28 protein-coding genes and 2 tRNA genes are annotated in these 25,635 nt (G+C 61.0%); 8 read left to right on the top strand and 22 right to left on the bottom strand.

The window, feature by feature from the left end; genetic code table 11:
* Positions 1 to 2 precede the first annotated feature (2 nt).
* The 6 genes from GTP69_RS15825 to trhA all read right to left on the bottom strand — a co-directional run bounded on the left by GTP69_RS15825 (position 3) and on the right by trhA (position 4,124).
* On the bottom strand, positions 3 to 1,082 hold the full coding sequence (locus GTP69_RS15825; protein WP_161055766.1) for a sensor histidine kinase: 1,080 nt from the start codon (positions 1,080 to 1,082) through the stop codon (positions 3 to 5).
* Positions 1,082 to 1,792 (bottom strand): LiaI-LiaF-like domain-containing protein, encoded by a 711-nt coding sequence (locus tag GTP69_RS15820; RefSeq protein WP_229260975.1) that lies wholly within the window; start codon positions 1,790 to 1,792, stop codon positions 1,082 to 1,084. Before GTP69_RS15820 ends, GTP69_RS15825 begins: the two co-directional genes overlap by 1 nt.
* Complete coding sequence (locus GTP69_RS15815) at positions 1,789 to 2,169, bottom strand: LiaF transmembrane domain-containing protein (RefSeq protein WP_161055765.1); 381 nt, start codon at positions 2,167 to 2,169, stop codon at positions 1,789 to 1,791. The genes GTP69_RS15820 and GTP69_RS15815 overlap by 4 nt, the downstream gene beginning before the upstream one ends.
* Before the next feature lie 132 nt (positions 2,170 to 2,301).
* Positions 2,302 to 2,460: a hypothetical protein gene (locus tag GTP69_RS31095; RefSeq protein WP_202424442.1), complete on the bottom strand. Its 159-nt coding sequence runs from the start codon at positions 2,458 to 2,460 to the stop codon at positions 2,302 to 2,304.
* 151 nt (positions 2,461 to 2,611) lie between these two features.
* Entirely contained in the window at positions 2,612 to 3,493 is an 882-nt protein-coding gene (locus GTP69_RS15810; protein ID WP_161055764.1) for a LysR substrate-binding domain-containing protein, read from the bottom strand.
* A gap of 13 nt (positions 3,494 to 3,506) precedes the next feature.
* Positions 3,507 to 4,124 (bottom strand): PAQR family membrane homeostasis protein TrhA, encoded by a 618-nt coding sequence (gene trhA, locus GTP69_RS15805; RefSeq protein WP_161055763.1) that lies wholly within the window; start codon positions 4,122 to 4,124, stop codon positions 3,507 to 3,509.
* 289 nt (positions 4,125 to 4,413) lie between these two features.
* Between trhA and GTP69_RS15800 the strand changes: the two genes are divergently transcribed.
* From GTP69_RS15800 to GTP69_RS15790, 3 genes are read left to right on the top strand one after another with little or no spacing between them, the layout of a single operon-like run.
* A complete protein-coding gene (locus tag GTP69_RS15800) occupies positions 4,414 to 4,794 on the top strand; it encodes a BlaI/MecI/CopY family transcriptional regulator (protein WP_110848372.1) in 381 nt (126 codons plus the stop codon).
* On the top strand, positions 4,794 to 6,410 hold the full coding sequence (locus tag GTP69_RS15795; RefSeq protein WP_161055762.1) for a M23/M56 family metallopeptidase: 1,617 nt from the start codon (positions 4,794 to 4,796) through the stop codon (positions 6,408 to 6,410). Before GTP69_RS15800 ends, GTP69_RS15795 begins: the two co-directional genes overlap by 1 nt.
* Positions 6,411 to 6,413: 3 nt before the next feature.
* Positions 6,414 to 8,537, top strand: a complete 2,124-nt coding sequence (locus GTP69_RS15790; RefSeq protein WP_161055761.1) for a TonB-dependent receptor plug domain-containing protein — start codon at positions 6,414 to 6,416, stop codon at positions 8,535 to 8,537.
* Here the strand turns inward: GTP69_RS15790 and GTP69_RS15785 are convergent, their stop codons facing one another.
* The gene (locus GTP69_RS15785; RefSeq protein WP_161055760.1) at positions 8,538 to 9,014 is read right to left on the bottom strand and encodes a hypothetical protein; all 477 of its coding nucleotides are present in this window, start codon (positions 9,012 to 9,014) and stop codon (positions 8,538 to 8,540) included.
* 93 nt (positions 9,015 to 9,107) lie between these two features.
* On the opposite strand from GTP69_RS15785, the gene GTP69_RS15780 reads away from it, so the two are divergent.
* A complete protein-coding gene (locus GTP69_RS15780; RefSeq protein ID WP_267874599.1) occupies positions 9,108 to 10,214 on the top strand; it encodes a patatin-like phospholipase family protein in 1,107 nt (368 codons plus the stop codon).
* On the opposite strand, the gene GTP69_RS15775 is transcribed toward GTP69_RS15780, so the two are convergent.
* Entirely contained in the window at positions 10,211 to 11,911 is a 1,701-nt protein-coding gene (locus GTP69_RS15775) for an FAD-dependent oxidoreductase (RefSeq protein ID WP_161055758.1), read from the bottom strand. The two genes, GTP69_RS15780 and GTP69_RS15775, sit on opposite strands and share 4 nt — an antisense overlap.
* A 90-nt stretch (positions 11,912 to 12,001) precedes the next feature.
* Positions 12,002 to 12,331 (bottom strand): hypothetical protein, encoded by a 330-nt coding sequence (locus tag GTP69_RS15770; protein WP_110848377.1) that lies wholly within the window; start codon positions 12,329 to 12,331, stop codon positions 12,002 to 12,004.
* A gap of 168 nt (positions 12,332 to 12,499) precedes the next feature.
* Between GTP69_RS15770 and GTP69_RS15765 the strand changes: the two genes are divergently transcribed.
* Positions 12,500 to 13,525, top strand: a complete 1,026-nt coding sequence (locus tag GTP69_RS15765; RefSeq protein ID WP_371867965.1) for a type II asparaginase — start codon at positions 12,500 to 12,502, stop codon at positions 13,523 to 13,525.
* 3 nt (positions 13,526 to 13,528) lie between these two features.
* On the opposite strand, the gene GTP69_RS15760 is transcribed toward GTP69_RS15765, so the two are convergent.
* Entirely contained in the window at positions 13,529 to 14,152 is a 624-nt protein-coding gene (locus tag GTP69_RS15760; RefSeq protein ID WP_161055757.1) for a flavin reductase family protein, read from the bottom strand.
* Between the two features lie 134 nt (positions 14,153 to 14,286).
* On the opposite strand from GTP69_RS15760, the gene GTP69_RS15755 reads away from it, so the two are divergent.
* Positions 14,287 to 14,709 (top strand): GNAT family N-acetyltransferase, encoded by a 423-nt coding sequence (locus GTP69_RS15755; RefSeq protein WP_229260973.1) that lies wholly within the window; start codon positions 14,287 to 14,289, stop codon positions 14,707 to 14,709.
* Positions 14,710 to 14,834: 125 nt separating this feature from the next.
* Here GTP69_RS15755 and GTP69_RS15750 read toward each other — a convergent pair whose 3' ends face one another.
* From GTP69_RS15750 to GTP69_RS15740, 3 genes are all read right to left on the bottom strand, one after another.
* Positions 14,835 to 15,251, bottom strand: coding sequence for a DUF6691 family protein (locus tag GTP69_RS15750; protein ID WP_161055755.1), 417 nt, complete (start codon positions 15,249 to 15,251; stop codon positions 14,835 to 14,837).
* Positions 15,248 to 15,673 (bottom strand): YeeE/YedE family protein, encoded by a 426-nt coding sequence (locus GTP69_RS15745; protein WP_161055754.1) that lies wholly within the window; start codon positions 15,671 to 15,673, stop codon positions 15,248 to 15,250. Before GTP69_RS15745 ends, GTP69_RS15750 begins: the two co-directional genes overlap by 4 nt.
* A gap of 122 nt (positions 15,674 to 15,795) precedes the next feature.
* On the bottom strand, positions 15,796 to 17,433 hold the full coding sequence (locus GTP69_RS15740; RefSeq protein WP_161055753.1) for a methyl-accepting chemotaxis protein: 1,638 nt from the start codon (positions 17,431 to 17,433) through the stop codon (positions 15,796 to 15,798).
* Positions 17,434 to 17,677: 244 nt separating this feature from the next.
* Here GTP69_RS15740 and GTP69_RS15735 point away from each other — a divergent pair, with 244 nt between their 5' ends.
* Positions 17,678 to 17,983 carry a hypothetical protein gene (locus GTP69_RS15735; protein WP_161055752.1) on the top strand — a complete coding sequence of 102 codons (306 nt, stop codon included), beginning with the start codon at positions 17,678 to 17,680 and terminating at the stop codon, positions 17,981 to 17,983.
* A 10-nt stretch (positions 17,984 to 17,993) separates the two neighbouring features.
* Here GTP69_RS15735 and GTP69_RS15730 read toward each other — a convergent pair whose 3' ends face one another.
* The 7 genes from GTP69_RS15730 to GTP69_RS15700 all read right to left on the bottom strand — a co-directional run bounded on the left by GTP69_RS15730 (position 17,994) and on the right by GTP69_RS15700 (position 24,047).
* Positions 17,994 to 18,656, bottom strand: coding sequence for a hypothetical protein (locus GTP69_RS15730; RefSeq protein WP_161055751.1), 663 nt, complete (start codon positions 18,654 to 18,656; stop codon positions 17,994 to 17,996).
* Between the two features lie 70 nt (positions 18,657 to 18,726).
* A tRNA-Arg gene (locus GTP69_RS15725) sits at positions 18,727 to 18,803 on the bottom strand.
* Between the two features lie 70 nt (positions 18,804 to 18,873).
* A tRNA-Pro gene (locus GTP69_RS15720) sits at positions 18,874 to 18,950 on the bottom strand.
* 52 nt (positions 18,951 to 19,002) lie between these two features.
* Positions 19,003 to 20,340: a phosphoglucosamine mutase gene (gene glmM / locus GTP69_RS15715; protein WP_161055750.1), complete on the bottom strand. Its 1,338-nt coding sequence runs from the start codon at positions 20,338 to 20,340 to the stop codon at positions 19,003 to 19,005.
* Positions 20,341 to 20,365: 25 nt separating this feature from the next.
* A complete protein-coding gene (gene folP / locus GTP69_RS15710) occupies positions 20,366 to 21,205 on the bottom strand; it encodes a dihydropteroate synthase (protein ID WP_161055749.1) in 840 nt (279 codons plus the stop codon).
* A 68-nt stretch (positions 21,206 to 21,273) separates the two neighbouring features.
* On the bottom strand, positions 21,274 to 23,157 hold the full coding sequence (ftsH, locus tag GTP69_RS15705; RefSeq protein ID WP_371867960.1) for an ATP-dependent zinc metalloprotease FtsH: 1,884 nt from the start codon (positions 23,155 to 23,157) through the stop codon (positions 21,274 to 21,276).
* A 197-nt stretch (positions 23,158 to 23,354) separates the two neighbouring features.
* Positions 23,355 to 24,047, bottom strand: coding sequence for an RlmE family RNA methyltransferase (locus GTP69_RS15700; protein ID WP_161055747.1), 693 nt, complete (start codon positions 24,045 to 24,047; stop codon positions 23,355 to 23,357).
* 43 nt (positions 24,048 to 24,090) lie between these two features.
* On the opposite strand from GTP69_RS15700, the gene GTP69_RS15695 reads away from it, so the two are divergent.
* Entirely contained in the window at positions 24,091 to 24,558 is a 468-nt protein-coding gene (locus GTP69_RS15695) for a YhbY family RNA-binding protein (RefSeq protein WP_110848389.1), read from the top strand.
* Positions 24,559 to 24,629: 71 nt separating this feature from the next.
* Here the strand turns inward: GTP69_RS15695 and GTP69_RS15690 are convergent, their stop codons facing one another.
* Positions 24,630 to 25,109, bottom strand: coding sequence for a DUF4149 domain-containing protein (locus GTP69_RS15690; protein ID WP_110848390.1), 480 nt, complete (start codon positions 25,107 to 25,109; stop codon positions 24,630 to 24,632).
* Complete coding sequence (gene greA, locus GTP69_RS15685) at positions 25,109 to 25,585, bottom strand: transcription elongation factor GreA (RefSeq protein WP_154359891.1); 477 nt, start codon at positions 25,583 to 25,585, stop codon at positions 25,109 to 25,111. Before greA ends, GTP69_RS15690 begins: the two co-directional genes overlap by 1 nt.
* Between the last annotated feature and the right edge of the window lie 50 nt (positions 25,586 to 25,635).

Raw genomic sequence — 25,635 nt, 5'->3', positions numbered from 1 at the left:
CTCTACTCCCCTTGTTCGCTTGTTTGCGCGGGCATTGTGATGTCCACGCCAAAGCTGTTGTCATGCCGGCCCCAATGGATGCCGGCTTCGTGTTTGTAGGCGCCGGCCAGACGCTGGCGCACGTTGGTCACGCCGATGCCATGGCCTTCGCTGCGGACCGAGGACATATCCTCGTCCACCGGATTGGTGACGCTGATCTGCAAGATCGAACCAGCCCGCCGCGCGGTGATGCGTACCGTGCCGCCTTCAGGCATATTGCAGATGCCGTGCTTGACGGCGTTCTCCACCAGCGGCTGGATGATCATCGGCGGTACCAGGCATTCCGCCGCGCCTTCGCCCATCACCTCTTCCACCTGTAAGCGCTCGCCAAAGCGCACCTGCTCGATCGCCAGGAAGTGACGGATCAGGATCATCTCCTCACCCAGCGTCACCTTCTTGTGCGCCTCCATGCCGAGGCTCTGGCGGAAGAAGCTGGCCAGCTCCAACGTCATGCGGCGCGCCGCCTTGGGATCTTGCGACGTCAGCGCGCTGATGGAATTCAGGCTGTTGAACAAAAAGTGCGGATCGATCTGCGTGCGCAGCATGCGCAGTTCGGCCTCCTGCGCCATCAGCAGCGATTCCAGTTCACGCTGTTCGGCGTTCTTGGCGCGCACGAATTCAATCACCAGATAATGCAGCGCCGCTGCGAAGCCATACAGCAGCACGCCCAGCACCACCATCAACACCGACAGCTGCGAGGTGATGACGATGCCGCTCCATGTAGCTCCCAGCAGCAGGCAAAGCCCGTTCCACAGATTGGCGATGCTCAGCCAAAGAAAGCCGGACACCACGCCCGCCACCGTCAGCACCAGCGCCAGCTGCCCTGGCCGCGGCCCGCCCAGCGGATAGGCGCGGCACACGTAGTAAGCCGAGTAGCCCGCCGCAAAGGCGTACAGCACATTCAGCGGAATCGCGAACAGCAGCGCGTTGACCAGTGGCGTGTCACTGGCGACGCGAATCACGCCGGCCAGCGCACAGCCGAGAAACAGCCAGACCAGCAGGTAGATCGCCAGTCCGCGCCGGCTGGAGGAAATCTCCAGCATCAGTTACGCACTTCCAGGCCGCCCATGATGACGTAGCCGCGCACGATCAGGCGCTTGCCGACGGCGGCAGGCGGCACGGTTTTTTCTTCAAAGCCTCCCATGATCGGCGTCCCTTCCAGCATCACGGTCCAGTCGATCGGCACTTTGACGGTGATGCCGCCGAACAGCGCGTAGACATTCAGCACGGCGTCGCCGTTGATGCTGGACTGGCGCAGGTCCAGTTCACAGCCGCCCATGATGGCGGTGATTTCGCCGCCTTTAAAATCCTGCGTCGTGATGCGGCGCTTGAAGCCGCCCATGATGGCGGTGGCGTTGATCACCGTATCGTCAGCGTCCTTGTCCAGCGATGGCGCATTCGCCGCCGGCGCATTGCGGTTGATATTGGACTTGATCACCACCGCCACGCCGGCCGCGATCATGAACACCGGCCACAGGTTGCGCCAGTCTATCCCCAGGTAGCCCATTTCCTTTAGCATGAACAGGGAACCCGCCGCTATCAGCCCGCCGCCCACCACCACGCCGGACTGGGTGCGGGTTTGCAGCACTTTAAGGATGCCGGCGGCGATCAGGATGGTCGGGAAGATGTGGATGCGCAGGTCCAGATCCAGCCAGCCCAGGTTATCCAGCAGGAACAGCATGCCGACACCGATGACGAACAGGCCGATGATCATTTGCGTGGCGGGATTGCGCTCGCGGCGACGGTTTCTCATGCCTGCTCCTTGATCGATGGTGGGAAGATGTTATCCAACAGGGGACGCAGCATCATGCCAACACCCCAGGCGACGATCAGCGCCGGCCAGGTCTGGCCGAAGCCCAGGCCCCACAGGTGATTGAAGGAGACGTACCACCAGCCGGCGAAGAAGATCTCCCACCAGCCTTCGGTGAAGTAGCGTGAGGTCGTCGGAGGAATGATTTTGGTGACGCCGCTGATGACCACCAGCCAAGGCCACCAGCGCCAGAAATGGGCGGGATTGAGGTCGATGTCCAGCACGTCGATTTGCGCCAGCAGGATGACGGTGCCGGCGATGATCAGGGCCAGGCCCCAGACCAGCTGCTTGCGCCAGCGATAAGCGGTTGCTACGTTCATGTTAAGTCCCCCAAGTCGGTATGAATGTAACAATACCGGGGAACTGCTGGCGGGGAAACTGCTATTCGGCGAACGGCGGAAATGGGCCGGTGAACGGCGAAGAATCGGCGAATTGCGCGATCAACGGATTGATCAACTGCGGCCGTTGCCGACCTTCTGTTCAAAGCCCATCAAACCCCAGCCCAGTTGCCGGCGAATTTCTTCCGGCGTAGGCGGCGGCTTCACCTCATGGGTGCGGCGCTCAAGGTAAGCACGCACGGCGTGCTTGGAAGGGTGGGTAGTTTGCGTCATGATGACCTCCATAAGGCGGCAACATCGTTTGTCTGGTGCCGATACTTGAGGCTATCGGCTCACCTGCTGCGGAGCGTAGAACTCCAAGCACGCAAGGCCAGTGTAGCCGTCCCTGGCGCGGGCCTCTGTACGGGCCCGCACACTGGATAGCTCAGAGTTTTTGCTGCAAAAACTCGAGGAAGCAGCTAATGCGCTGCGCCAGCTGGGTATTGCGGTAGTAGACCGCGTGAATCTGCTGGCGGTAGCCGGTGTAATTCGGCTCCAGCACCTTGACCAGGCGGCCGGCGGCAATGTCGTCGCGGGTCATGAAATCGGCCAGGCAAACGATGCCCTGGCCGGCCAGCGCCAGCTGCCGCAACGTCTCGCCGCTGGAGGCGGAGATCGACGGCGTCACCGGCAGGCTGTTGCCGGTGGCATGCTGCAACGGCCACTGGTTGCCCAGTTCATACTGCACAAAGCCTAGCAGCGAATGCTGCGCCAGGTCTTCCGGCGTTTGCGGCGTGCCGTGCTGCGCCAGATATTCCGGACTGGCCAATACGTACAGCGGGCTGGAAGTGAGCGGACGCGCATGCAGCGTCGAGTCATTCAGCGCGCCGATGCGGATGGCGATGTCGGTGCGGTGCTCGATCAGGTCGGCGATCTGGTCGTTGCTACTCAGTTCGAGCCGGATGTCCGGATACATGGCGCGGAATTCGGCCACGTGTGGCACCACGCAATGCAGCATGAACGGCGAGGCCGCATCCACGCACAAACGGCCGGCCGGCTTCTGGCGGCGGATGCGAATGGTTTCTTCAGCCTCCTCCATCGCGCCGAGGATGGCGCGGGCCTTTTCCAGGAACAGGTGGCCTTCCTCGGTCAGCTCCATGCGGCGCGTGGTGCGCGTCAGCAGCGAGGTGGCCAGCTTGTCCTCCAACCGCGACAGCGCGCGGCTGACGCCGGAGGTGGTTTGCCCCAGGTGCACCGAAGCGGCACTGAGGGTGCCGCTGTCGATCACGGTGATAAAGGTTTTTAAATCGTCCGAATTGATTTCCACGGGTGTTCTATCCTTACGCCACGTAGAGCATGACAGCGCCGAAATGACAGGCGCTGCCGCCCAGTACAAACAAATGCCAGACGCCGTGTCCATAGCGCCATTTATGGTCGGTGACGAAGAAGGCGATGCCCACGGTATATACCAGGCCGCCGATCGCCAACCACATGAATCCATTCCAGCCCAGCGCGTCGATCAGCGGGCTGGCGCCGATCACGCCCACCCAGCCCATCGCCACGTAAATCAGCAGCGACAGAACGCGCGCGCCCTTGGCAAACCACAGTTCCTGCAGGATGCCGATCAGCGCCAGTCCCCACACCACGCCAAACAGCGACCAGCCCCAAGGTCCGCGCAGGCTGACCAGCGTGAACGGCGTGTAACTGCCGGCGATCAGCAGGTAGATGGCGCAATAGTCCATCTGCCGCAGCACGTCCTTGGCGCGGCCACGCAGGCTGTGATACAGCGTGGACGTGAGGTACAGTGCCAGCAAGGTGGCGGCGTAGATGCTGCAGCTCACGATCTTCCAGGCATCGCCGCTGCGGGCCGCCTGGACGATCAGCAGGGTGCCGCCGATGGCGGCCAGCGCGGCGCCGACGGTGTGCGTGATGCTGTTGAAGCGCTCTCCGTAATACATAGTGTTTCCAATGCAGAGGTGGCTGCGGCTGGGATAGCTGCGGCCACAACCATTGTATAGCGCCCCGCCGCTTCTCGCCGCCGGTTAAGCCAATACCCGCCTGGCGATACCTTCCGTCCTGCTGCGTACGACCGTGTTTTATTGATAATTATCAATTAATTCATCGTAACATATTTGGAATTTATTCAAAGCAATGTTACAAAATCTTATACATCTTTGGTTATTTGGTGGTTGACGCGATTGCGACAGTTGTCGCATAATCATCCCATTAGTCGCATAGGGGTAAACCATGTCTGTCACGATTCCTTCCGTCAGCGAACTGACGTTGCTGAAAGTGCTGTGGAAACAGCAACCGTTGAGCGCGCGCGAAATCCACGATGCCGCCGCTGATGAGCTGGGCTGGTCGTTCTCGTCCACCCGCAAGACGCTGGACCGGATGCTGGAAAAGCAGATGATCGGCATGCAGACGGTGCACGGCATCAATGTGTATAGCGCGGTGCTGGAAAAAGTGGGCACGCTGGCCGCCTTCGCGCGCGACTTCGGCCGCCGCGTGATGGAGCTGGATGCGCCGCTGCCGGTGGCCATGTTCACCGGCAGCAAGCTGGTCGACCAGAAAGAGCTGACACAGCTGGAACAGATGCTGAACGACTGGCCAGCGGACAGCGAGTGATGAGCGGCGCGTATCTGCTGGAGTTACTGGTGACGCAATGGCTGCTGGCCTGTGCGGGCTGCGTGGCGGTCGGACTGGCCGCGTGGCTGCTGCTGAGCGGCGCCACGCGTCTGTGGCCGGCGCTGCGGACGCGGCGCGGCGTATGGCTGGCAGCGCAAGGCGTAGTGGCCGCAGCCGCGCTGCTGCCCTTCCTGCCGCATCCAGCGCAAACCAGCATCACGCTAGGCCCGGCAGCGATCGCCGCGAGCAACGTCGCGCCATCCTCACTGGCAGCGCCCATCCAATCTGCGACCAGCATACGGGTGGAGGCGGCTGCGAATGAGCCGGAGAACAGCGCGCCGTCCGCGAATGAGCTGCCAGGTGGCGCCTCGCCCGCCGACGCGCCATCTGCCGTAGCTCGCGCCGTCCCGTTGATGGCCATCGTTTGGCTGCTTATCTACGCCGTCGGGCTGACCGTCGCCATCACGCGCCAATGGCAAGCACGCCGTATGTGGCGCAAGCTGCGCGCTACCGCACAACGCCTGTCACCGGCCGACCTGCAAGCTCACGGCGCCTTCACCGCCGTCCAACTGCGCGAAATCGTCCAACGCAAACTGACCGTACTGCGCACCGACGTCCCGATCTCGCCAATGCTGCTCGGCGTGCGCCACCCGCACCTGCTGCTGCCCGCCCATCTGGACACATTGAGCACCACGCAGCAGCAAATGATCATCGCCCACGAGCTGCATCACTGGCGCATGCGCGATCCGCTGTGCCTCGCCATCGCAGCCACTTTGCAGACCGTCTTCTGGTTCAATCCCACGCTGAGCTGGATGGCGAAGCAGATGGAATGGGCGCTGGAATTAAGCTGCGACCAGCATGTACTGAACGGCCGCCCACAGCACCAGCGCAAACAATACGCCGCCTCCCTGCTCCAGCAATGGACAACGATGACGCCAATCGGCGTGGCCGCCTTCAACGGCGCCACCATCGCCGCCCGTATTCGCCATATGCAGAAGGACAGCCTACCAACATTGAGCGCCACTGCGGCATGGCTCACCGGCGGCGTGCTGACAGCCTTGCTGGCGGCCGGCGCAATGCTGCAACCGGCGCTGGCGTTCAATATTCCATCCACCGCCAGCAGCGTGCCAACGCCAGCGACAGCACTAGTCGCAGCAGCGGCCGAGCCTTGGCGCGCACCACTTGATAACGTCCGCGTCACCAGCTTCTATGGCGTCATGCGCAGCGTGCTGCCAACGCCGCATAAAGGCATCGACTTCGCCGCCACCAAAGGCACGCCGGTACACGCCGTCGCCGGCGGCACCATTATCTCCGCCGGGCACATCGCCGAGAATGACGGCCGATACGGCAACGTCGTCATCATCGAGCACGGCGCGCAACGCTCGCTCTACGCACACCTGAACAGCATCAACGTCAAAGCCGGCCAACAGGTGCAGGCCGGCCAGTTGATCGGCGCCGTCGGCCAGACCGGTTTCGCCACCGGTCCGCACCTGCACCTGGAAATGCGACAGAACGGCCAGATCGTCAATCCGGCCCCCATGTTCGCCAACCTGGACGCCTACGCCACACCGCGCGCACTCAAGGTCCGCCGCCAGCAACAAGCCTCTAAGGGATAAACCATGCCAGTACCACGCATCACCAGCAGCTTGCTGCTGGCGGTGTCCGCTTGCGCCTGCGCGACGGACGTCCCCGACCCGCAGCAAGTCGTGATCACCGGCGCCCGCGCCGACCAGCGCCAGCGCGAGACCACCACCGCCATCGTCATCAACCATGCCGATATCGTGCGCCAGGGCGATCTGGCGCTGTCCGATGTGCTCAAGCGCCTGCCCGGCGTCAGCATCAGCGGAGCGCCCGGCCAGGGCGGCGCGATCCAGATGCGCGGCCTGGGCAACGGCTACACGCAGATCCTGCTCAACGGCGAGCCAGTACCGAACGGCTTTTCACTGGACGCCATCTCGCCCGAGACCATCGAACGCATCGAAATCCTGCGCAGTCCCACGGCGGATTTGAGCAACCAGGCGGTGGCCGGCGCCATCAACATCATCCTGAAAAAGACGGTGACACGCGGTCAGCGCTCGGTCACCGCCAGCGTCGCGCGCCAGCATGGCGTCAACACGCCGGCGTTGAGCGCGCAGCTGTCGGATCAAAGCGGAGCTTATTCCTACAGCCTCGCCGCCACCTTGACGCGCAAGCGCAGCGAAAAACCGTTCACCGACTGGCAGGAGCAGCGTGATCCCGATGGCGTCCTCACGCTGCTGCGCCGCACGCCGCAAACCGAATCCGGCCGCACCGACGCGCTGACGCTAACGCCGCGTCTCAACTGGAAGCTGGACGGCGGCGATACCCTCAGTTGGCAAAGCTTCGCCTACGTGCGCCGCGTGGACAACCTGGCCCGCGCCGACGAAACGGTGCTGCTCGGCGACCATAGCGAATATCCACGCAACACGGCCAACTTCGTCGCCAACTTCGTTATGCTGCGCAGCGATGTCAATTGGACGCATCAGCTATCCAATGGCGACAAACTGGAGATGAAACTGGGCGCCAGCACCAACCGCCGCACCGGCACCTTCGACTTCCACGGCATGGATGCGGACGGCCAGCCGCTGGGCCGCCACCATGTGGATTCCGGGCCGGTGGAGAACAGCATCACCAGCACCGGCACCTATCGCCATCCGATCGGCGACAGTCACGCGCTGGCCGTCGGTTGGGACGCCAGCCATGCACGCCGCAGCGAAGACCGCAACGAGACGCTGTTCGACGCCAACGGCCTGCTCACCAGCGCCAACGACGCCGACTACACGGCCAACGTCAATCGCCTGGCATTGTTTGCGCAGGATGAGTGGCAGGTGACCAAGCGCTATTCGCTGTATCTCGGTCTGCGCCATGAGCGGCTGGATACTGCCAGCCGGGCGATTGCGGCCAATGCGCCGGATGCGCTGGACAGCAGCGCTGCGGTGTGGAGTCCTTCGTTGCAGTCGCGCTATGAACTGGCCAACAAAGACGTGCTGCGGCTGGCGATCAGCCGCACCTACAAGGCGCCGGAACTGGTCAAGCTGGTGCCGCGCCGCTACACCAAGGACAACAACAATAATCCGACCAATCCGGACGAGCAAGGCAATCCCTTGCTTAAGCCGGAACTGACCTGGGGGATGGATGCGGCGTATGAACATTATCTCGGTGATGGTGCGCTGGTCAGCGCCAGCGTCTACGTGCGCCGCATTCGCGATGTGACGCAATCGCGCTTGTTCCGGCAGGATGGCGTGTGGGTGACGGCGCCGTTCAATGACGGTAACGCCAATGCGCATGGCGTGGAGCTGGAGGCCAAGCTGCCGTTATCCAAGGCGCTTGATCTGCGGGCTAACCTTGCGCGCAACTGGTCGCGCGTGGACAATGTGCCAGGGCCGTACAATCGGCTGGAGTCACAGACGCCGGCCACGGCCAACCTGGGGATGGACTATCGCTGGTCGCAGCTGACGGTTGGCGGGAATCTGAACTATCAGGCCGGTGAGCACGCGCGGGAGTCGGTGCAAACGCTGAGCAGCACCAGCGCCAAACGGGAGCTGGATTTGTACGCGGTGTGGAAGTGGCGCGCGAAGACGCAGTTGCGGGTGGCGGCCAGCAATCTGCTGCATCAGCAGGCCACGGAGACCTACAACTACACCGATGCCAGCGGCACCACCCGCAGCCTGCGCCTGACGCCAACGCAGCCAACCCTGCGCGTCATGCTGGAGCAGCAGTTCTAATCAGTGCACGTTGCGGGCGATGTAATACACGGCGCCGGTAAGCCCGGAGCACACGGCAGTCAGCCAGACCAGCAAACGCCAGGTCTGCGCCTCCAGCGCCTTGTAGAGCTCGGAGCGAACGGACTCTACGTCCGCCTTCGTTGCATAATAGGTCATCCGTTCGTCTGCCTGCGCTGCATGGTAGGTCATCCGCTCGCCCATCTGTGCTGCATGGTGAGTCATCCGTTCGTCCATCTGCGTTGTATGGTGGGCCAGTCGTTCTTTAAGCGTGCCCACCTCGGTCTGCAGTATGCCAACCGAAACCTGCGTCGCAACCTGCGCATCTCGGAGCACCGCGAATTCCTTTCTCAGCGCATCCTGCCCCTCTTGCAATCCTCGCAATGCTGCAAGTATTGCGTCGTTATGTGCCTGCATGACGGCCGTGCGGACTAGCAGAGTCTGCAGTGTGTCTTCCGTCGATGTAAGTGGGCTGTCCATATCGTCATAATTCTCCTCATACCCAAACGCGTCAAGCGGAGCGGTGAGGGAATATCGAATCGATCAAACTTCGGTGTGATATCGTTGTGGTCTATGACGCAAGAATTGTATAAACCGTATCAACGTTGCATGGTGCTTGGTGGGGGCGGATTCCGTTTCGGGATTTATATCGGCATGTACGCCGCGCTGCGGCAGGCCGGCAAGGCACCCGATGTGCTGCTGGCCAGCTGCGGTGGCGCCATCGCCGCCGCCATCATCCACAACCTGCCCGATCCCGACGCCCAACGCGCGTGGCTGTCTTCCGAGACCATGTACCAGTTCTGGTGCGGCCTGCGCTCCACCGAACACGCCGCGCTGCGTGGCACCTTGCTGCGCGCCGCAAGACGCAAGCTGTCCCGCGCCAGCGCGCCGCTCATCCCGGACCTGTTCAACGATTACCTGTTCGAGATTCCGCCGCAGTTGCCCTTCCCGCCCGCCACCGGCGCGCCGCATGTGGACGTGGCCATCATCGGCGGCAAGCTGCTGTTCGCCCCTGAAGACGTCGGCCAGCCACGCGGCCAGCGCAAGCTGTATGCGGAAACGATCTTCTGCAACCAGCGCGCCGCCGCTGCGCTCCAAGGCATGGATTCGCCGCTGGCCGACGCCCGCTGGGGCGAACACGCGATCGCCCGCGAACTGCGGACCGACGACAGCGTGCCGGTCACCGAAGCCGCCCGCATCTCCATCGCCGATATGATCTACTTCCGCTGCGCGCAGTATCGCGGCGACGAATACATCGGCGGCGTGCTGGATCTGTTCCCGGTCGAAATCGCCCGCCGCCTGGGCCAGGAAGTGATCATGGAATTCAAGGAAGCGTTCGACCAGGTATTTTCGATTCCCGCCTGGCGCGCGGTGCTGGGCGTGGACGGCAATGCGCGCCTGCGCTACGCCAACAGCCACCTGGCCGACATGCGCATCGATTCGTCGGACGTGTCAGTGGTATTGGAAAAGCAGCAGCTGCAGCAAAAGCTGGACTGGCGGCGCAACCGCATCGAACTGCAAATGCCGCCGTCCTACGAAATCTTCGTGCAGCACATGAACGATCAGTGGCAGTACGGCTACGACCGCGCGCGGGAAGCACTGGCGCGGCCGGCACTGCAACAGCCGCCGATCCGCCGCGCCAACCGTCACAGCAAACCGCTGCGCAGCATCGAACCTTAGAGCAGGTCCGAAGCCAGCGCCTGGTGCAGCGACGCCACCGCTGCCGAGCCTTCACCCACCGCCGCCGCCACCCGCTTGACCGAACCGCTGCGCACATCGCCCACCGCGAAGATGCGCGGGCGGCTGGTCTCCAGCAAATGGCGCGGCCGGTCAAGTAGCCAGCTGGCCGCCGGCACATCCGGCCCGGTGAGCACAAAGCCCTTATCGTCCAGTACCACGCAATCGCCCAGCCATGCGGTGCTGGGGTCCGCGCCGAGGAACAGGAACAGATGGCGCGCCGGCGCCTCGCGCGGTTCGCTGCCTTCGCTTTGCCACAGGATGCTTTCCAGCCGGTCGGCGCCGCGCAGTTCGACGATCTGCTTGTGGACGTGCAGCGTGATCTTCGGTGACGCCTCGATCCGCTGAATCAGGTAGCGCGACATGCTGGCCGCCAGCCCACCCGAGCGCACCACGATGTGCACATGCTTGGCGTGCGAGGCGAGGAACACCGCCGCCTGCCCGGCCGAATTGCCGCCGCCGACGATCACCACTTCCTCGTCGGTACAGAAGTTAGCCTCCATGAACGAGGCACTGTAATAGACGCCGCGTCCTTCAAAGCGCTCCAGCTCCGGCAAGGCCGGCTTGCGATAACGCGCGCCGCTGGCGATGACGATCGAGCGCGCGCGCAGCTTCTCGCCGCTGTCGACCTGGATGCCGTATTCGGCGCTGGAGCAATCGACCCCGCTGACCTTGACCGGCACCGCCACCTCGGCGCCAAACTTGCGCGCCTGCGACAGCCCGCGGCCAGCCAGCGCCTGGCCGGTAACGCCGGTCGGGAAGCCAAAGTAGTTTTCGATCTTGGAACTGGAACCGGCCTGGCCGCCGGGCGCTTTCGCATCCAGCACCGCCACCGTCAAGCCTTCGGACGCTGCATACACCGCCGCCGCCAGTCCCGCCGGGCCGGCGCCGACCACCACCACATCGAACAGGCGGCCATCGAGATCGTCCGGGCTGATGCCAAGGCCATCGGCCAGCTGGCGCAGCGTGGGCCGGCGCAGCACCTGGCCGTTGAGCAGCACCACCGCCGGGATATCTTCGGGCTTGACGTCAAAGCGCGCCATCAGCTTGTGCGCCTCTTCGTCGGCGTCGTATTCGGAATCGAAATAGGCGGTCGGCTGACCGTTCCGGTTGAGGAACTGGCGCAGCAACAGCGTTTCCTGCGAATCGCGGGCGCCGAACAACACCACGCCGCCGGTCTGGTCCTGCATGTAGGCCACGCGTCGCAGGATGAAGGCGCGCATGATGGTTTCGCTCAGCGCCGCCTCGGAAATCACCAGCGTGCGCAGCGAGTCTTCGCTAATGACGATCAGTTCACTGTCCTCCACCACGCGCGCAGTGGCCACGGCCGCAAGACCCGCCAGCGCGCCCATCTCGCCGGTGAACATGCCGGGGCCGTGGATGCCCAGCACGGTCGATCCCAGCACCGAGCCGCGTTCGATCTCGATCGAGCCGGAGACAATCACGTACATCGAATTATGGCGCTCGCCCTGGCGGAACAGCACCGTGCCCGCAATAAAGCGCTGGCGCTCGCCGTAGCGCAGGATCACGTCGAACTGGTCTTCGCTCAGAGTGGGGAAAATCTGATGGCGGCGGTTGCCGATGTCGGACGACGCCAGATGGGGAGCGATGTTCTTGCCAGTCCCGGATTGCTTTTCCATACCGTATCCTCGCGATGTGATACGGTCATGATAGCGCTAATTGCCCATGCCGGCAGCCTCCCTTCCGGCAGGTCGCCGAGGCCTCTGCTTTTACCGGCAGAGCTGCTGCCACTGCGCCTCAAACTCGGCGGGAGAGACATCCTGCGCCAGCAAGGTCAGGTCGCGCGCCACCGAAATATAACGCTGGAAGCCGATATAGCCGCCAAACGCATCCTTGGCGTTGACTTCGCCGCACGGCGCGCCGCCCTTGCCGACGAACTGATTGCGAAACTGCGCCTTGTTCGGCTCCAGGATTTTTTCCTTCACATATTTTTCGCCCAGCTGGGTCAGCGTTGCTGCTTCCTCTTGCTGTTTCTGTGCCGCCGTCTTACCGCAAGCGGCCAGCGCCAGCATTAATGCCATCGTGATAGCCAATCTCATATATTTTCTCTATTATATTTTTCCCGCGATCCTGACTTAACGCGGCAACACCCCGCATTGTTGACACGCGGCGCTTTTGTTACTATCCCAAGCTTTACTGCCCGATCAGGAGATCGCATGCCTTACCCTCAAACCGCCCGCTGGTACACCGCCCTGCTGACCTGCGCAATGTTGCTCAGTTCCTATGCCGGGGCAGCTGACAAACTGGCCCACGTGACCATTCTGGCCACCGGCGGCACCATTGCCGGCAGCGGCGCCACCAGCACCACCACGGTCGGCTACACCGCCGCCACCGTCGGCGTCGACAGCCTGATCGCCGCCGTGCCGGAACTGGCCAAGGTCGCCGACGTCAAGGGCGAACAAGTGTTCCAGATCGCCAGCGAAAACATGAGCAATGAACATTGGCTCAAACTGGCCAAGCGCGTCAACACTCTTTTGGCCGATCCAGCAGTTGACGGTATCGTCATTACGCACGGCACCGACACGCTGGAAGAAACCGCCTACTTCCTGGACCTGACCGTCAAGAGCCACAAGCCGGTGGTGCTGGTCGGCGCCATGCGCCCGGGCACCGCGCTGTCGGCCGACGGTCCGATCAACCTGTACAACGCCGTGCTGCTTGCGGCCAGCAAGGAAGCCGTCGGCAAAGGCGTGCTGGTGGCGATGAATGACCAGATCCACGCCGCCCGCGACGTCACCAAGACCAACACCTCGACCCCGGACAGCTTCAAGACGCCGGAACTCGGCATGCTGGGCTACATCCAGGGCAACAAGCCGTACTTCTACCACGTGTCGGCGCGCAAGCACACGGCAGACACCGAGTTCGACGTCAGCAAGCTGGACGCGCTGCCGCAGGTCGATATCGTCTACGGTTATGCGAATGTTAGCCCAGTGGCGCTGAACGCGCTGGTGGCGGCTGGCGCCAAGGGCATCATCCACGCTGGCGTGGGCGACGGCAGCCTGGCCACGCCGGTCAAGGCCGGCCTGATCGCTGCGCGCAAACAAGGCGTGCTGATCGTGCGTTCCAGCCGCGTCGGCCAGGGCATTGTGGCGCGCAACGGCGAAGCAAATGACGATGAGCTGGACTTTGTCGCGTCCGACACGCTGAACCCGCAGAAAGCCCGCATCCTGCTGATGCTGGCGCTGACCAAGACCAGCGACAGCAAGCAGATTCAACGCATGTTCTACACCTACTAATCGTTACGGATAGCTGGGCCGCGTCATGCGGAACAGCTGCTCCGGCGTGATTTCGAAGTAATCGGCCGGGCCGCCGCCACGCAGGATGGTGCGCGAGCCGGCCGTATCATAAACGCCGTCGCGTAGCAGCGCGCGCGCAATGTGCACTCCCACCACTTCCCCGAGTATCAGCCAGCTATCGGTCTCCGCGCCGGACGCGCCTTGCAGGCGGATGATCTGGCTGCACTTGCACTCGAACGACACCGGACTTTCCGCCACGCGCGGCACGCTGACGATAGTGGATGCCTGCGGCGTCAGGCCAGCCAGCTGGAACTCGTCCACCTCCGGCGGCGCAGTGGCGCAACTGGCGTTCATGGCGTCGGCCAGCGGCCGGGTCGCCAGGTTCCATACAAATTCCCCGGTTTCCTCGATATTGCGCAGCGTGTCCTTGCGGCCCAGGCTGGCAAAACCGATCAGTGGCGGCGTGTAATTGAAGGCGTTGAAGAAGCTGTAAGGCGCCAGGTTGAGATTGCCGTTGGCGGCGCGGGTGGAAATCCAGCCGATCGGGCGCGGGCCGACGATGGCGTTGAAGGGATCATGCGGCAGGCCGTGGCCTTGCGCCGGTTCATAGAAGTATTGGTCGCTCATTCAGTATTGTCGCACAAGACAAAAACGAAACAATTTATACAAATCGGGTATTGCGCTCCTGCGGTGCGGGCCTTAATCTAAGTAAAATACTTAGATGAAACACATATATGGATCTTGACCTGCAGTTTCGCCCAATGAAGGCGCCTCCGACCGACAAAGTGCTGTTGGCATTCCGCAAAGATGCCGGCTTCAAGGGTGGACTCCCGCAAAAGCAGGCAGGTGATGCGCGCGGCACCATCCAGTGGGTGGCGGTAGACCTGAAGAACAAGCAAATCGGCATCGCCAGGCTGGAAATGGCGCCGCCGATGTTCTGCTTTGTGTCGGAATTGATGATTTCGAGCCAGTATCGCGGCCGTGGCGTAGGTCACTGGCTTATCAAGCGAATCGAACAATACTGCCTCGGAACCGGCATCCAGCGACTGATCCTGGAGGCCGCCGAAGGCACCGACGATTTCTACAAGTCGCAGTCCTTCGTGCCCGATCCCCTGCTGCCGCGCTTGTGGCGCAAGGAAATCAGCCCCTTGCAGCGCAGGATATTCACGCCGATGTTCGGCTAAGGTTGTGTCGCCAGCGGTTGTTAACAAATTCTGTGGATAAGCCTGTTAACAAGCCACAGGCGGCACAAACAAGTGCTTGTTTTAAAAGGACAAATGTTTACTGCGTAATTTTTCCGCAGTAAAAGTTATCCACCGCGCGGTCGATCGATCAATTCGTACAGCGCCATGCCGGCCAGCATGGCGGCGACAAAGATCAGCGCCTTCGGCAAACCCATGCCAAGACCGACCAGCGCCGGGCCGGGACAGAATCCGGCAATCCCCCAACCTATTCCAAACATCACAGCGCCGATAATCAGCCGGCGATCAATCCTGGTGGCGGAAGGTAATTTCATTTCCGCACCCAACAGCGTGGTGTTACGCGATTTCGCCCATAGAAAAGCAAAGAAGCCCACGCCAATTGCTCCAGCCATCACGAATATCAAGGATGGATTCCATAATCCTGTGATGTCCAGAAAAGCCAGCACCTTGGCCGGATCTGCCATCCCGGAAATAATCAGACCGATACCGAATATCAGGCCAGCCAGAAAAGAAATAATAATCATAGATGGCGCACCAAAAATACGGTAATAAAACCCATCGCCATAAACGTCAGGGTTGCGGCAATTGATCGCGGCGATAATCTGGATATGCCACATACGCCGTGGCCGCTGGTACAGCCCGAACCAATTCGCGTGCCAACGCCGACAATCAAACCGGCAATAATCAGCGTGGCGGGATTCGCTTCGATATGAATATCCGGCAGTCGCCAGAATAAGCTGTAAATCACCGGCGCACCAACCAGGCCGCCGATAAATGCCAGGCGCCAGCCTATATCGCCGCGACGTGGTTTGATCAGACCGCCGAGTATGCCGCTAATGCCGGCAATACGGCCATTGAATAAAACAAATATGGCGGCAGCCAGGCCGATCAGCAACCCGCCGGCCAGCGCGGCGCCGGGGGTGAAAGCCATGGTATCGATGTTCATCAGGTACTCCTCCGGGACAAGTCTCTCGGAGTATGCCAGAAATGGGCTTCTTCACGCCAATTTTTAGCATGGAGGCGAGGCAACAAGGCACGCGGCAGGTCGCCCTGCCACGCCGGTTTTAATCAACCATTTGCCAATCGAAGACGGGGACGAGTGCGCGCGGGAGTATGGCCATCAGATTGCGCGGCTAAATGAGAAACCGATGCCACCGAGGCATCCAGTTTAAACTGGCCGACGATTTCGTTTAAATGGATGGCTTGCTCTTTTAATTCTTCCGCTGCTGCACTGGCTTCTTCCACCAACGCAGTATTCTGCTGCGTCATACCATCCATTTGGCCCAGCGCCTGGCTGACGTCCTGAATACCAATACTCTGCTCCTGGCTGGCATGACTAATTTCGGACATGATTGCAGTAACGCGGCGCACGCTATCGACCACTTCATGCATGGTAACGCCGGCTTTTTGCACCAGCTCCGAACCGGAGCCGACTTTCACTACCGAATCATCAATTAATACCTTAATTTCCTTGGCAGCCTGCGCTGCACGCTGCGCTAATACCCGGACCTCACTGGCCACCACGGCAAAACCTCGGCCTTGTTCACCGGCACGCGCTGCTTCTACCGCCGCATTCAATGCCAGAATATTCGTCTGGAATGCAATGCCATCAATCACAGAAATAATATCGACGATCTTTTTAGAGGAATCATTAATCGATTCCATGGTATCGGTCACCTGGCGCATTACCACACCGCCCTGCTCCGATACATCCGACGCCGATTGCGATAACTGATTGGCCTGCTGCGCATTGCTGGCGTTTTGCTTGACGGTCGAGGTCAGTTCTTCCATGGCGGTTGCCACCCGCTCCAGCGATTGCGCCTGCTGCTCGGTGCGCTGCGACAGGTCCACGTTGCCGGTCGCAATCTCGTTTGACGCATGGGTAATCGCCTCGGTACCGTGGCGCACTTCGCTGACGATGCCCGCCAGGCTGTCGCGCATGCCTTTGATGGCGAACAGCAAGCTATCCTTGTCTTCCGGCGCCAGATGCACGCTGACCGCCAGATCACCCTTGGCGATGCGGCTGGCGATCTCGGCAGCATACACCGGCTCGCCGCCCAATTGTTTCAACAGCAGACGCTTGATCAGGCCGGCAATCACCACGCTCAGGACGAAAGCCACGCCCGCCAGCACCGTTACCAGGCGCTGGGCGCCGGTGGCGGAGTCTGCCACAAGCTCGGCAGAGCCTTCAGACTCTTTCTGGGCGGAAGCCACCAGCACCGCCATGTCCTGCACGATGCGCCGGCGCAGAGGGCTGCATTCATTGACCAGGAAGCGGCCATATTCCTCCATCTTGCCGGCTTCGCGGTACTTGCGCGGACGTTTTAGCTCCTCCGCCATCGCCAGCAAGCCATCCTTAACCTTGGCGAATTGTGGATCGCCAGCATAGGCCGGTGTCATTTTCTCGACGGCGGCCAGATAAACGGCTTTTTGCTCATCAACGATGGCCAATTCCTTGGCGGCCTGCGCCTCATCGGTAAAGATATAGGCGTTGCGCGCCGCCAGACCGGTCTGCGCCAGCGCCTCGCGCGCCACGTACAGCGGCTCCAGCCGTTCCGCCGAAATACGGTTATCTTCCTGAAAAGCCTTGGCTAGCGACGACACCCGCATGACCGAAAACACGGCCAGCACCAGCATCAGCGCCGTCAACATGCCGAAACCCAGCGACAACTGGGTACCGATTTTTAATTTTTTGAACGAATCCATGGGACGCTCCTGAAAGTGGCAAAGTTGGGTTGATAACCAAACTCGCGGGTTCAGGGCGATGGACAACGGGAATGTGGCGGAAGCGGCGGCTAGGGCAAGGTCGGCGCATCGGTAGAGAAACTATGCTGATACTATGCCCTAAAAGATTCCACAGATCAATAACAATGAATCTATCGGCATGATAGCTGTCGCTAAAAATCGTATGCGGCGGAGTCGCGGAATTAACCTCCTATAGAATGATGGGATGTCAAAAACTCCCAAATTCCCCGGCCCATTGACCGCGCGTGGCGCCGTGCTGGCGGTGCTGTTGTCAAACGCCGACCAGACCGGCGCTGAGCCGCTGCAAGGCCGCACCTCGCTCGCCGCCATCATCAAAACATTGAAGCGCAAATACCACTGGCCGATTGAGTCCAGCAGCTTTCCCTCCAATGCCAGCGACGGCAGCGCCACCTGGGCCACGGTGTACAGCCTGCCGCCAGCATCGGTCACCAAGGCATTGAACAATGGCGGCAGTGAATGGCTGGAACGCAGGACGGAGGCCAAGGCGTGATTTCAGTTCACTAATTGGCTCCAAGACAAACGTTACATGCGGCTTCAGTAAAGCGGCCTTCACAATACTGTCGGCCCAAACCTGGCGATTCCGCTTTTTTGTATTCTGCACAAATATCGGGAGAAGGACTGACTTCGGGCTGTTGTATCTTCACTTTTTTTGAATCAGCAATCGTCAGTCGAGGACCGCTCGCATCACTCCGCAATTCAATCGAGCCACCCTTATTCCATAGGCGTAAAGCGCTGGCTTCGCTCTTCTCTCCCGGTCCAGCGACGAACAGCGCCAATTGACGGTATTTGGAATCCAACGTGAGCATCGCATTACTTCCCTGGTCTTGCGTGACGTAGCCCCCGCGCTCAATCCCTTCCTCGTCGTAAATGATGAGTCCACCCGCCTTCGCACCGCGCTTGGCAACGTGGCCATTGGCCATAACACCATCCGGCAAGTCCCCGCCGAGCCGAGCTCGTACGATGCCAGCCGAATCGACGACGACGATTTCTTTCGCCGTAACGCTTTCGAATGTCTCTTGTTTCAACCCTACGCTTGCAACGGCGCCGCCCCCCAGCGCTAGAAGGAAAGCCACGGACCAAAACTTATTTTGTCGGTTGATTTTTTTACGCAAGAATGAGTTTTCCAACTCACACATCTGGATACGTTTTTCCAAATCAGTCATCAACAGGTACACGGAAAAACTAAAGATACAAAAAAAGGACTTGAGATACTCTCTAAGTCCTTGATTTTATTGGCCTGCCCAGCAGGAATCGAACCTGCGACCCTCAGCTTAGAAGGCTGATGCTCTATCCAACTGAGCTATGGGCAGAGATATGCTGCAGGAATCTGCGGCGGAAATGAAAAACGGGCTGTCTTTCGACAACCCGTTTAAAAGTTCTTGGTCGGAGTACAAGGATTCGAACCTTGGACCCCCTGGTCCCAAACCAGGTGCGCTACCGGGCTGCGCTACACTCCGAAGACCAGTATTCTAGTCGTTGTCCGCGAATCCGTCAATCAAAGCGGTCGATTTAATTTTCGACCCTGTCGGCGATGCGGCGCGCCATCGACTGGGCGGCGTCGGCATCGCGTGCCTCCACCATCACGCGGATCAGAGGCTCGGTGCCGGAGGCGCGGATCAGCACGCGCCCGCTGTTGCCCAGCTCAGCTTCGACCTTTTCTTTTTCCGCCACCATGGCGGCGTTTTTGGTCCAGTCGAAGCCGGCCGGCACGCGGACGTTGATCAGCGTTTGCGGGAAGATGGTCAGCTCGGCGCAGCACTCTTCCAGCGATTTGCCGGCGCGTTTGAGGGCCGACAGCACTTGCAGCGCGGAGATGATGCCGTCGCCGGTGGTGTGCTTGTCCAGCGCCAGCAGGTGGCCGGAACCTTCCCCGCCGAGAATCCAGCCCTTGTCCTGCATCACTTCCAGCACGTAGCGGTCGCCGACCTTGGCGCGGGCGAAGCCGATGCCCTTCTCTTTCAAGGCGACCTCGACCGCCATATTGGTCATCAGCGTGCCAACGGCACCCGCGACCGGGCCGGTAGCCAGGCGGTCCATCACCATCAGGTACAGCAGCTCGTCGCCGTTGTACAGGCGGCCGTTGGCGTCGCACATGATCAGGCGGTCGGCGTCGCCGTCCAGCGCGATGCCGAGGTCGGCGCCGTGGGCGCGCACGGCGGCGGCCATGGCGGCCGGTGCGGTGGCGCCATGATCGAGGTTGATGTTGAAGCCGTCCGGCTTGTTGCCGATGGCGATCACTTCCGCACCCAGTTCATGGAACACGTGCGGGGCGATGTTGTAGGCGGCGCCGTGGGCACAATCGACCACAACTTTCAGGCCGCGCAGGTCCAGCTCGTTCGGGAAGGTGCTCTTGCAGAATTCGATGTAACGGCCCTGGGCGTCGTCCAGGCGCTTGGCGCGGCCCAGTTTTTCCGACGGCACGCATAGCATCGGCTGGTCCAGCTCGGCTTCGATGTCGAGTTCCACCGCGTCCGGCAGCTTGGCGCCCTGGGCCGAGAAGAATTTGATGCCATTGTCCTGGAACGGGTTGTGCGAGGCCGAGATCACCACGCCGGCCGACAGGCGCAGCGCGCGGGTCAGGTAGGCGATGGCCGGGGTCGGCATCGGGCCGGCCAGCATGACGTCGACACCAGCGGCCGAGAAGCCGGCTTCCAGCGCGGCTTCCAGCATGTAGCCGGAGATGCGCGTGTCTTTGCCGATCAGCACGGTTGGACGGCTGGCGCCGCTGCGCTTGCTGGCCAGGACCTTGCCGGCGGCATAGCCGAGGCGCATGACGAAGTCAGGAGTGATGGGTGCTTCGCCGACCAGGCCGCGAATGCCGTCGGTGCCAAAATATTTACGTGCCATATGTGTGCTCTTTTAAGTTGTTATTTTAGTGTGCTGCGTGCCAGACCTTGAGGGCGTCGACCGTCTCGGCAACGTCGTGCACGCGGACGATCAGCGCGCCCTGCGCCACCGCCGCCAGCGCACCGCCGACGCTGCCGGCCATGCGTTGCTCGACCGGCCTGCCGGTCACCGCCCCCACCATCGACTTGCGCGACAAGCCCGCCAGCAGCGGCAGGTTGAGCTCGTCGATAAGCCGCGCGGTGGCCTTCAGCAAGGCGTAATTATGCTCCACAGTCTTGCCAAAGCCAAAGCCGGGATCGATGCACAGTCGACGTGGATCAATACCGGCCGCCAGCAGCGCTTCGGCGCGTTCGCGCAGGAAGGCGATCACCTCGGCCACCACGTCGGTGTAAGCCGGTGCCAGCTGCATGTGCTGCGGGTCGCTTTGCATGTGCATGATGCACAGCGCGCAGTCGCTGTCGCGCACGGCGTCGAGCGCACCCGGTGCGCGGAAGCCGTTGATGTCATTGATCATGTCCACCCCGGCGATGATGGCTTCGCGCATCACCTGCGGCTTGTAGGTGTCGACCGAGATGGCCGGGCCGAGGTCGCGCAGCGCGTACAGCACCGGCATGACGCGTTGCAGCTCGTCTTCCAGCGACACTGGCGGCGAACCGGGCCGGGTGGATTCGCCGCCGACGTCGATGATGTCGACGCCGGCCTCGATCATCTGCTCGGCATGCGACAGCGCAAATTCCAGCGACTGGTAGTTGCCGCCGTCGGAAAACGAATCGGGCGTCACGTTGAGGATGCCCATCACGCGGGCGCGCACGCCCTGCCCCCGCCACGGGAAATTAAAACGGCCAAACTGTAAGGTAGATTGCATGTGAAACTGGAATAAAAAAGGGCGAGGATCGCTCCTCACCCCTTGGTGGTTGATGCAGCCCGGCGTGCTTAGGCCGGTGCGGTCACGCTTGGCGATACACCGCTGCCGCCATCGCTAGGTGGCTGTTTGCGGATCGTCACGCCGGCTTTCGGCGGACGCGGCTCCAGGCCGGCCATGATGTCGTTGATCTGGTCTGCATCGATGGTTTCCCACTCCAGCAGCGCCTTGGTCATGACTTCGACTTTGTCGCGGTTGTCCGACAGCAGCTTGCGGGCCAGCGCGTATTGCTGGTCCAGGATGTGGCGGATTTCCGCATCCACTTTCTGCTGCGTGGCTTCCGAGATGGTCTTGTTGCTGCCGCCCATGAAGCCGTCGTTCTGGGTATCTTCATACACCATCACGCCCAGCGCATCCGACATACCGAACTTGGTGACCATCGAGCGGGCCAGCTTGGTGGCGCGCGAGAAGTCGTTCGATGCGCCGGTCGACATTTGACCGACGAAGATCTCTTCCGCGATACGGCCGCCGAACAGGATCGAAATTTCTTCCAGCATCTTGTCCTTGTAGCCCGAAATATTATCGTGCTCAGGCAGCTGCCAGGTCAGGCCCAGGGCCCAGCCGCGCGGCATGATGGTCACTTTGTGGACCGGATCAGCCTTCGGCAGCAGCTTGGCGACCACCGCGTGACCGGACTCGTGGTACGCGGTGTTGCGGCGTTCATCTTCGCGGATGACCATCGATTTACGCTCAGGACCCATGTAGATCTTGTCCTTGGCATCTTCGAAGTCGGCCATATCGACCAGACGCTTCGAGCGACGGGCGGCAAACAGCGCAGCCTCGTTGACCAGGTTGGCCAGGTCGGCGCCCGAGAAACCAGGCGTGCCGCGGGCCAGGATGTCGGCCTTGACGTCGGTGCCGATCGGCACTTTGCGCATGTGCACGTTCAGGATCTGTTCGCGGCCGCGGATATCCGGCAGGCCGACGCTGACCTGACGGTCGAAACGGCCCGGACGCAGCAGCGCTTTATCCAGCACGTCGGCACGGTTGGTCGCGGCAATCACGATCACGCCGGACTGGGCTTCAAAGCCGTCCATTTCCACCAGCAGCTGATTCAGCGTCTGTTCGCGCTCGTCGTTACCGCCGCCCATGCCGGCGCCACGGTGACGGCCGACAGCGTCGATCTCATCGATGAAGATGATGCACGGCGAATGCTTCTTGGCGTTCTCGAACATGTCACGCACGCGGGAGGCGCCGACACCGACGAACATCTCAACGAAGTCCGAACCGGAGATCGAGAAGAACGGTACCTTGGCTTCGCCGGCAATGGCGCGCGCCAGCAGGGTTTTACCGGTACCTGGAGGACCAACCATCAGCACGCCGCGTGGGATGCGGCCGCCCAGTTTCTGGAACTTGCTCGGATCCTTGAGGAAGTCGACGATCTCGCCGACCTCTTCCTTGGCTTCATCGCAGCCTGCCACGTCGGACAGGGTGACGGTGTTATTGGTTTCATCCATCATGCGCGCCTTCGACTTGCCGAAGGAGAACGCGCCGCCCTTGCCGCCGCCCTGCATCTGGCGCATGAAGAAGATCCAGACACCGATCAGCAGCAGCATCGGGAACCACGACACGAACACCTGCGACAGGAACGATGGTTCCTCTGGCGGTTTGATGTCGAAGTGGATGCCGTTGTCGCGCAGGTCGCCGATCAGGCCGCGATCGTACAGCGTGGCCGTGGTGCGGACTTTGGTGTCGTCGCTGCGGGTGGCGGTGATGGTGCCGCCCTCAATCACGACATCCTTGATGCGTTTGGCTTTCACATCATCCAGCAAGTCGGAATACGCGATTGGTTTCGCTCCGCCGGTTACGCCATGGCTATCAAACTGCTTGTACAGCATAAGCAGGAGCAGTACCACGACTACCCAGATGGCTGATTTAGAAAACATGTTATTCACGAAAACTCCTTGGATGCGAGACGCATCGATAAACCTGGCTGAACTCTGATTTTACTCGCAATAGGCAGGCGTTGCCAGAAACCTGCCGTGCGCCGGTCAAAAACCGGCTGAAAAGCACATTATTTAACCAAAATCTTACTGCAATCAAGGCAAAAACGGCTTTCCCGGGGTTTGATGTGCGGGTTGTTCAGCAAATATCAAGGGTGCCAGCCATCAGATTCCAAAGGTTGCGCCGACGCCATGCCGTCGGTAGGGTTTTTCAGACCACGGCCGAGCAGGAAAATCTCGGACGACTTGTCGCGGCTGGCTTTAGGTTTCTTTTGTACTACTGTTTTAAATTCGGCACGGAATTTCAGCACGATATCGTTGAATCCCATGTCCTTGAAACATTTGACCAGCAAGGCGCCGCCGGGTTTTAAATGGGCCTGCGAAAATTCAATCGCCAGGTCAATCAGATGTTCCATGCGGGCGGCGTCGGAATCATGGATGCCGGACAGGTTGGGCGCCATATCCGATAACACCAGGTCAACTTTTTGCCCTTGCACCAGGTTTTCCAGCTGCTGAATCACCTCCGGCTCGCGGAAGTCGCCTTGAATAAAGTGGAAATCGGCAATCGGCTCCATCGGCAGCATATCCAGGCCGATCAGCGTGCCGTTGATGCCGCCGCCTTCCTTGCCCGCCAGCTTGCGGCGGGCGTACTGACCCCAGCTCCCCGGTGTACAGCCCAGGTCGACAATGACCTGGCCGGGCTTGATCAGTTTCTCTTCTTCATCAATCTCTTTCAGTTTGAAAGCCGCACGGGCGCGATAGCCCTCTTTCTGGGCCAATTTCACGTAAGGGTCGTTAATATGGTCGTGAATCCAGTTTTTGTTTAATTTGTTCTTAGCCATTCGCGTAGAATACTGCCTTTAAGGAACCTACTAAAAGAATTTTATGATCAAACTTACTCCCGCCGAGCGCAGCGCGCTGCGCGCCGAAGCCCACGGCCTGAATCCAATCGTCATGATTGGCGCCGACGGACTGACTGCCAACGTCCTCAAGGAAATCGCGCTGGGTCTCGATTCCCACGGCCTGATCAAAGTGCGCGTGTTCGGCGACGACCGCGAAGCCCGTATCGCCATGTACGAAACCATCTGCGAACAGCTGAAGGCAGCGCCGGTGCAACACATTGGCAAGCTGCTGGTGCTGTACCGTCCGAAAGTGGAGACCGAGAAAGCCCGTAGCGGCAGCGCCGGCAAAGGCATGCGCGAAGTCACCATCGTCAAGCCTAGCCCGAGCGGCACCAAGCGACCATCGGTCACCAAAGTCGTGCTGAAGGGGAATGAGCGCGTTACGCAGGGCGGTAATATCAAACGCGCCAAGGCGCGTCAGAAGTCGACCAAAAAGACTGTCTTGGGCTAATCACCCGGGGTCAGTTCTGCCAAACGTACACGAGCTCATGTACATTTGGCAGAACTGACCCCGAATTTAGCTTATTGTTTTACTACCAGCCATGCAGCCAGCAGGCTTTGAATCAGATAGATCACGCTGGAAATGCCGTGCAGGACGCCGAATTTATTCTTCGCCGCTTCCTCCATCACCCCGCCCGGCCCCGCCGCCGCGCGCAACGCCGCCATCATCGGCTGCAAGCCGAAATGCGACACCAGCGTGCAAGCCAACATCACCAGCACAATAATCAGCAAGGTACGGCGCGATTTGGCCGCCATATTCGCTGCCGGACCGGCAAAAATGCCGCCGGTGCTGGTCTGGGTCGCCCACAGCAGCACCAGCATCACCAGTGCGCACGCGATCGACAACCAGGCCTGGTTGGTGAACAGATTGCCGGCAATGGTGCCGGCCAGCACGCGGTCACTCAGCGTGGCGAACAGGGTCGGTGCGGCCAGATAGCCCACCGCCCATAAACTGCCGGCCCACAGGGTCGCGACCAGCAGACGTGTGCGGGCGAGTAGCATCAGATATAACGCACTTCCAGAATCTCGTATTCGCGCGGACCCGATGGGGCCTGCACTTCCACCACGTCGCCGGCCGACTTGCCGATCAGCGCGCGGGCGATCGGCGAGGTCACCGACACTTTGCTCAGTTTCAGGTCGGCTTCATCGATGCCGACGATCTGGTAGGTCACCTTGGCGCCCGATTCCAGGTCTTCCAGGTCCACCGTCGAGGCGAACACCACGCGGCCTTCAGCGTCCAGCGTGGCCGGGTCGATGATTTGCGCGGCGCTCAGCTTGCCTTCCAGTTCCGCAATGCGGCCTTCCACGAATGCCTGGCGCTCTTTTGCGGCATCGTACTCGGCGTTTTCCGACAGGTCGCCATGCGAGCGTGCTTCGGCAATCGCGTCGATCACGATACGGCGTTCTTTGGTCTTCAACTGGTGCAACTCGTCTTTGAGGAGCTCTGCGCCGAACTTGGTAAGTGGAACTGAAGTCATGTTGTCTATTTACTCTGTTTTTACAATGGAAAACCACAGAGGCCGCGCCA

It is taken from the genome of Duganella levis (assembly GCF_009857605.1).
GTDB classification, from domain to species: domain Bacteria; phylum Pseudomonadota; class Gammaproteobacteria; order Burkholderiales; family Burkholderiaceae_D; genus Rugamonas; species Rugamonas levis.
The sequence above is the reverse complement of the archived record's forward strand: the minus strand, read 5'-3'. Positions and strand labels throughout refer to the sequence as shown.

What these genes read in the sequence shown, in the direction of transcription:
- GTP69_RS15780 (WP_267874599.1), top strand. Translation starts at nt 9,108, where the DNA reads ATGACGCAAGAATTGTATAAACCGTATCAACGTTGCATGGTGCTTGGT.
- GTP69_RS15790 (WP_161055761.1), top strand. Translation starts at nt 6,414, where the DNA reads ATGCCAGTACCACGCATCACCAGCAGCTTGCTGCTGGCGGTGTCCGCT.
- GTP69_RS15775 (WP_161055758.1), bottom strand. Translation starts at nt 11,911, where the DNA reads ATGGAAAAGCAATCCGGGACTGGCAAGAACATCGCTCCCCATCTGGCG.
- GTP69_RS15730 (WP_161055751.1), bottom strand. Translation starts at nt 18,656, where the DNA reads ATGACTGATTTGGAAAAACGTATCCAGATGTGTGAGTTGGAAAACTCA.
- GTP69_RS15800 (WP_110848372.1), top strand. Translation starts at nt 4,414, where the DNA reads ATGTCTGTCACGATTCCTTCCGTCAGCGAACTGACGTTGCTGAAAGTG.
- GTP69_RS15740 (WP_161055753.1), bottom strand. Translation starts at nt 17,433, where the DNA reads ATGGATTCGTTCAAAAAATTAAAAATCGGTACCCAGTTGTCGCTGGGT.
- GTP69_RS15770 (WP_110848377.1), bottom strand. Translation starts at nt 12,331, where the DNA reads ATGAGATTGGCTATCACGATGGCATTAATGCTGGCGCTGGCCGCTTGC.
- GTP69_RS15815 (WP_161055765.1), bottom strand. Translation starts at nt 2,169, where the DNA reads ATGAACGTAGCAACCGCTTATCGCTGGCGCAAGCAGCTGGTCTGGGGC.
- trhA (WP_161055763.1), bottom strand. Translation starts at nt 4,124, where the DNA reads ATGTATTACGGAGAGCGCTTCAACAGCATCACGCACACCGTCGGCGCC.
- GTP69_RS15765 (WP_371867965.1), top strand. Translation starts at nt 12,500, where the DNA reads ATGTTGCTCAGTTCCTATGCCGGGGCAGCTGACAAACTGGCCCACGTG.
- folP (WP_161055749.1), bottom strand. Translation starts at nt 21,205, where the DNA reads ATGCAATCTACCTTACAGTTTGGCCGTTTTAATTTCCCGTGGCGGGGG.
- glmM (WP_161055750.1), bottom strand. Translation starts at nt 20,340, where the DNA reads ATGGCACGTAAATATTTTGGCACCGACGGCATTCGCGGCCTGGTCGGC.
- GTP69_RS15690 (WP_110848390.1), bottom strand. Translation starts at nt 25,109, where the DNA reads ATGCTACTCGCCCGCACACGTCTGCTGGTCGCGACCCTGTGGGCCGGC.
- GTP69_RS15700 (WP_161055747.1), bottom strand. Translation starts at nt 24,047, where the DNA reads ATGGCTAAGAACAAATTAAACAAAAACTGGATTCACGACCATATTAAC.
- greA (WP_154359891.1), bottom strand. Translation starts at nt 25,585, where the DNA reads ATGACTTCAGTTCCACTTACCAAGTTCGGCGCAGAGCTCCTCAAAGAC.
- GTP69_RS15785 (WP_161055760.1), bottom strand. Translation starts at nt 9,014, where the DNA reads ATGGACAGCCCACTTACATCGACGGAAGACACACTGCAGACTCTGCTA.
- GTP69_RS15750 (WP_161055755.1), bottom strand. Translation starts at nt 15,251, where the DNA reads ATGATTATTATTTCTTTTCTGGCTGGCCTGATATTCGGTATCGGTCTG.
- GTP69_RS15735 (WP_161055752.1), top strand. Translation starts at nt 17,678, where the DNA reads ATGTCAAAAACTCCCAAATTCCCCGGCCCATTGACCGCGCGTGGCGCC.
- GTP69_RS15795 (WP_161055762.1), top strand. Translation starts at nt 4,794, where the DNA reads ATGAGCGGCGCGTATCTGCTGGAGTTACTGGTGACGCAATGGCTGCTG.
- GTP69_RS15745 (WP_161055754.1), bottom strand. Translation starts at nt 15,673, where the DNA reads ATGAACATCGATACCATGGCTTTCACCCCCGGCGCCGCGCTGGCCGGC.
- GTP69_RS15695 (WP_110848389.1), top strand. Translation starts at nt 24,091, where the DNA reads ATGATCAAACTTACTCCCGCCGAGCGCAGCGCGCTGCGCGCCGAAGCC.
- GTP69_RS15755 (WP_229260973.1), top strand. Translation starts at nt 14,287, where the DNA reads ATGAAGGCGCCTCCGACCGACAAAGTGCTGTTGGCATTCCGCAAAGAT.
- GTP69_RS15820 (WP_229260975.1), bottom strand. Translation starts at nt 1,792, where the DNA reads ATGAGAAACCGTCGCCGCGAGCGCAATCCCGCCACGCAAATGATCATC.
- GTP69_RS15825 (WP_161055766.1), bottom strand. Translation starts at nt 1,082, where the DNA reads ATGCTGGAGATTTCCTCCAGCCGGCGCGGACTGGCGATCTACCTGCTG.
- GTP69_RS15760 (WP_161055757.1), bottom strand. Translation starts at nt 14,152, where the DNA reads ATGAGCGACCAATACTTCTATGAACCGGCGCAAGGCCACGGCCTGCCG.
- GTP69_RS31095 (WP_202424442.1), bottom strand. Translation starts at nt 2,460, where the DNA reads ATGACGCAAACTACCCACCCTTCCAAGCACGCCGTGCGTGCTTACCTT.